The following is a 4,603-nucleotide window of genomic DNA, read 5'->3' as shown; positions in this document are numbered from 1 at the left end:
GGCCTCGCAGGCCAGGACGGCCGCGGCGGTGTCACCGACGGCGGCGAGCACCGCCGGCCGGTCGGTTTCCATCTGCGGGTGCAGGACCCGGTGGAGTACGTCCCGCGCGGCACCCACACCGTCACCGAGGACCGGGTGTCGGTGACCCTGGACGGCGTCCGCCACACCTTCCGGCGCGCCGCCGACTGGCTCGGCCGGGACGGCGACGCCTGGCACGTGCGCGACCACGACCCGGTCGCCGCGTCCCTGGACCGCGCCGCGCACGGCGGCGCCGACTCGCTCACCGCGCCCATGCCCGGCACGGTCACGGTGGTGAAGGTGGCCGTCGGCGACGAGGTGACGGCCGGTCAGAGCCTGCTGGTCGTCGAGGCGATGAAGATGGAGCACGTCATCTGCGCCCCGCACGCCGGCACGGTCGCCGAGCTGGACGTCAGGCCGGGCAGCACGGTCGCCATGGACCAGGTGCTCGCCGTCGTCGCCCCGCACGAGGAGGCGACGTCATGACCGCCCCGGGACTGCCGATGGCCGTACCGGACCCGGAGCTGCCGGCCCGGGTGCGCATCCACGAGGTCGGCGCGCGCGACGGCCTGCAGAACGAGAAGGCGACCGTACCGACCGAGGTGAAGGCGGAGTTCGTGCGCCGGCTGGCCGGGGCGGGTCTGGGCACCATCGAGGCGACGAGCTTCGTGCACCCGAAGTGGGTGCCCCAGCTCGCCGACGCCGAGCAGTTGTTCCCGCTGGTCGCCGACCTGCCGGTGGAGCTGCCGGTGCTCGTGCCCAACGAGCGCGGGCTGGAGCGCGCCCTGGCGCTGGGCGCGCGCCGGGTCGCCGTCTTCGCCAGTGCCACCGAGTCCTTCGCCAAGGCCAACCTCAACCGGACGGTGGACGAGGCGCTGGCGATGTTCGAGCCGGTCGTCGCGCGGGCCAGGGCCGAGGGCGGCCATGTGCGCGGCTACCTCTCCATGTGCTTCGGCGACCCGTGGGAGGGCGCGGTCCCCGTCGACCAGGTCGTCCGGGTCTGCAAGGCGCTGATGGACATGGGCTGCGACGAGCTGAGCCTCGGCGACACGATCGGGGTCGCGACCCCGGGTCATGTGCGCGAACTGCTCGTCTCGCTGGACGCGCAGGGCATCCCCGCCGAGGTGCTGGGCGTGCACTTCCACGACACCTACGGCCAGGCCCTCGCCAACACCCTGGCCGCGCTGCGGCAGGGCGTCACCACCGTCGACGCCTCCGCCGGGGGTCTCGGCGGCTGCCCCTACGCCAAGTCCGCGACCGGCAACCTCGCCACCGAGGATCTCGTGTGGATGCTGCACGGCCTCGGCATCGACACCGGAGTCGACCTCGGCCGTCTCGTCGCCACGAGCGTGTGGATGGCCGACCGACTGGGCCGACCCAGCCCGTCCCGCACCGTACGAGCCCTCTCCCACCAGGAGCAGTGAACACGATGGACCACAAGCTCTCCCCCGAACTGGAAGAACTCCGCCGCACGGTGGAGGAGTTCGCCCACGACGTCGTGGCGCCGAAGATCGGCGACTTCTACGAGCGGCACGAGTTCCCCTACGAGATCGTCCGCGAGATGGGCCGGATGGGCCTGTTCGGGCTGCCGTTCCCGGAGGAGTACGGCGGCATGGGCGGCGACTACCTGGCGCTGGGCATCGCGCTGGAGGAGCTGGCCCGGGTGGACTCGTCCGTGGCCATCACCCTGGAGGCGGGCGTCTCGCTGGGGGCCATGCCGGTCCACCTCTTCGGCACCGAGGAGCAGAAGCGCGAGTGGCTGCCGCGGCTGTGCACCGGGGAGATCCTGGGCGCCTTCGGCCTGACCGAGCCGGACGGCGGCTCGGACGCGGGCGCGACCCGTACGACGGCCCGCCTCGACCCCGAGACGGACGAATGGGTCATCAACGGCAGCAAGTGCTTCATCACCAACTCGGGCACCGACATCACGGGTCTGGTGACGGTCACCGCGGTCACCGGCCGCAAGCCGGACGGCAGGCCGCTGATCTCCTCGATCATCGTCCCCTCGGGCACCCCCGGCTTCACGGTCGCGGCGCCCTACTCGAAGGTCGGCTGGAACGCCTCGGACACCCGTGAGCTGTCCTTCGCGGACGTGCGGGTCCCGGCCGCGAACCTGCTGGGCGAACAGGGCCGTGGGTACGCGCAGTTCCTGCGCATCCTGGACGAGGGCCGGATCGCCATCGCGGCACTGGCCACCGGGCTGGCGCAGGGCTGTGTGGACGAGTCGGTGAAGTACGCGAAGGAGCGGCACGCCTTCGGTCGCCCGATCGGCGCGAACCAGGCCATCCAGTTCAAGATCGCCGATATGGAGATGAAGGCGCACATGGCCCGCGTGGGCTGGCGCGACGCCGCGTCCCGTCTCGTCTCGGGCGAGCCCTTCAAGAAGGAGGCGGCGGTCGCCAAGCTGTACTCCTCCACCATCGCGGTGGACAACGCCCGTGACGCCACCCAGATCCACGGCGGCTACGGCTTCATGAACGAGTACCCGGTGGCCCGCATGTGGCGCGACTCCAAGATCCTGGAGATCGGCGAGGGCACGAGCGAGGTCCAGCGGATGCTGATCGCCCGGGAGTTGGGACTGGCGGGCTGAACCGCCCGGCGCGGTCCTGTGCCGCGGCCGGTGGACACGGGCGGGTCGTCGTCGACGGCCCGCCCGTCCGCGTCCGGACGGGCACTCCTCCGACGCCGCGGGTCGGGCCAACTCGGCCTGGAACAGCCGGAGTCGGCCGATCCGCCGATCCCACAGTCCACGCACAGGGTGAAGTGGCCACCCCCACCCCCTGGGACGTCAGCTGAGGTTAGGCTAACCTACCTTCGAATTGTCCGGCGGGTGATCCGCCCTGTTCGAAAGCAGCGTAGCCATGCCCAACGCCAGAGCCACCCAACTCTCCCGTCGCGGCATCCTCGCCGCGGGCGGAGCCCTCGGCCTCGGTGCCGTGCTCGCCGCGTGCGGGGACGACGACGCGAAAGACGGCGGTTCGGCCGAGGAGACGGCCGCTGCCGCCAAGTCCGGCCCCTGGACGTTCAAGGACGACCGTGGCACCACGGTGAAGCTCGACAAGATCCCCGCGAACATCGTCGCCTTCACCGGTGTCGCGGCCGCCCTGTACGACTACGGCATCTCGGTCAAGGGCGTCTTCGGCCCCACCAGGACCACCGACGGCAAGGCCGACGTCCAGGCCGGCGACATGGACATCAGCAAGGTCACCGTCCTGGGCAACGTCTGGGACGAGTTCAACGTCGAGAAGTACGCGGCCCTGGCGCCGGACGTGCTGATCTCCACGATGTTCGACGACGCCGGCACCCTCTGGTACGTCCCCGAGACCTCCAAGGACAAGATCGCCAAGCTCGCCCCGAGCGTCGGCGTCTCCGTCTACGACCGCCAGCTCGACAAGCCGCTCCAGCGCATGTGGGAGCTGGCCGAGTCGCTCGGCGCGGACATGAAGGCCGCCGCGGTCACCGACGCCAAGAAGCGCTTCGAGACGGCGGCCGCCCGGCTGCGCGCGGCAGCCAAGGCCAAGCCCGACATCAAGGTCATGGCGGGCTCCGCCAGCCAGGAGCTGTTCTACGTCTCCGGCACCAACCTCTCCATCGACCTGGAGTACTTCAAGGCCCTCGGCGTGAACTTCGTCGAGCCCCCGGAGAGCGCCAAGAAGCAGGGCGGCGGCTGGTACGAGAGCCTGAGCTGGGAGAACGTCGACAAGTACCAGGCCGACATCATCATGATGGACGACCGCTCCCAGACCATCCAGCCGGCCGACATCACCGAGGCCACCTGGAAGAAGCTCCCGGCGGTCAAGGCGAACCAGGTCATCGCGCGTTCGCCCGAGCCGATCCTGTCCTACGGCAAGTGCGTGCCGCTGCTCGACAACCTCGCCGAAGCGCTCGAGAACGCGAAGAAGGTCAGCTGACCGCCCACCCTTCCTGAGCCTCAGGAGCTCCCATGACGACGGCCGTGGCCGCCCCGTTCCGCTTCTTCTCCCTCCGGGTCGTACGGACGAGGCGGCTCGGCCCGTCTCTGGTCCGGATCACCTTCGGCGGGTCCGACCTCGCCCACTTCCGCTCGCACGGGCGCGACCAGAGCCTGTCGCTGTTCCTGCCGCACCCCGGCCAGCACGAGCCCGCGGTCCCTGTCGAGCTGGGTGACGGGTGGTGGCAGGGGTGGCGTGAACTACCCGACGACGTACGGGCGGTGATGCGTTCGTACACCCTGCGCTCGCTGCGCCGGGACGCGCTCGGCGACACCGCCGAGATCGACATCGACTTCGTGCTGCACGGCGTGGAGCCGGGCGCGGCCGTCCCCGCGGGCCCCGCCTCCCGCTGGGCGTCGCGGGCGGCCGCGGGCGACCGCGTGAAGCTGCTCGGTCCGGCACTCGCCGACAACCGCGCGATCCGCTTCCGCCCGCCCGAGGACACCGACCTGGTGCTCGTCTGGGGCGACGAGACGGCCCTGCCCGCCGTCTCGTCGATCCTGGAGTCCCTTCCGGCCGGCACCCGCGCCCGGGTGTGGCTGGAGGTGCACCACGCGGGCACCGTCCACGACCAGGCCACCCGGGCCGACGCCGAGAACACCAGGCTCCAGCGC

At 71.3% G+C, this 4,603-nt stretch carries 5 protein-coding genes; all 5 read left to right on the top strand.

Translation table 11 applies throughout. The annotated features are described in order from the left end of the window. On the top strand, positions 1-504 hold a 504-nt coding region (locus ABT085_RS44120; RefSeq protein ID WP_351622201.1), incomplete at its 5' end, for an acyl-CoA carboxylase biotin carboxyl carrier protein subunit. Continuing rightward, on the top strand, positions 501-1,442 hold the full coding sequence (locus ABT085_RS44115; RefSeq protein ID WP_351622198.1) for a hydroxymethylglutaryl-CoA lyase: 942 nt from the start codon (positions 501-503) through the stop codon (positions 1,440-1,442). The genes ABT085_RS44120 and ABT085_RS44115, both read left to right, overlap by 4 nt. 5 nt (positions 1,443-1,447) lie before the next feature. Next, on the top strand, positions 1,448-2,608 hold the full coding sequence (locus ABT085_RS44110) for an acyl-CoA dehydrogenase family protein (protein WP_351622196.1): 1,161 nt from the start codon (positions 1,448-1,450) through the stop codon (positions 2,606-2,608). 271 nt (positions 2,609-2,879) lie between these two features. Beyond that, the gene (locus tag ABT085_RS44105; RefSeq protein ID WP_351622193.1) at positions 2,880-3,929 is read left to right on the top strand and encodes an ABC transporter substrate-binding protein; all 1,050 of its coding nucleotides are present in this window, start codon (positions 2,880-2,882) and stop codon (positions 3,927-3,929) included. Positions 3,930-3,961: 32 nt separating this feature from the next. Then, positions 3,962-4,603: siderophore-interacting protein (locus ABT085_RS44100; protein ID WP_351622190.1), on the top strand; the 642-nt coding region annotated here is incomplete at its 3' end.

Origin of the sequence: Streptomyces sp. NPDC002265 (assembly GCF_040296125.1) — a bacterium.
GTDB lineage: Bacteria > Actinomycetota > Actinomycetes > Streptomycetales > Streptomycetaceae > Streptomyces.
The sequence above is the reverse complement of the archived record's forward strand: the minus strand, read 5'-3'. Positions and strand labels throughout refer to the sequence as shown.

What these genes read in the sequence shown, in the direction of transcription:
- ABT085_RS44105 (WP_351622193.1), top strand. Translation starts at nt 2,880, where the DNA reads ATGCCCAACGCCAGAGCCACCCAACTCTCCCGTCGCGGCATCCTCGCC.
- ABT085_RS44110 (WP_351622196.1), top strand. Translation starts at nt 1,448, where the DNA reads ATGGACCACAAGCTCTCCCCCGAACTGGAAGAACTCCGCCGCACGGTG.
- ABT085_RS44115 (WP_351622198.1), top strand. Translation starts at nt 501, where the DNA reads ATGACCGCCCCGGGACTGCCGATGGCCGTACCGGACCCGGAGCTGCCG.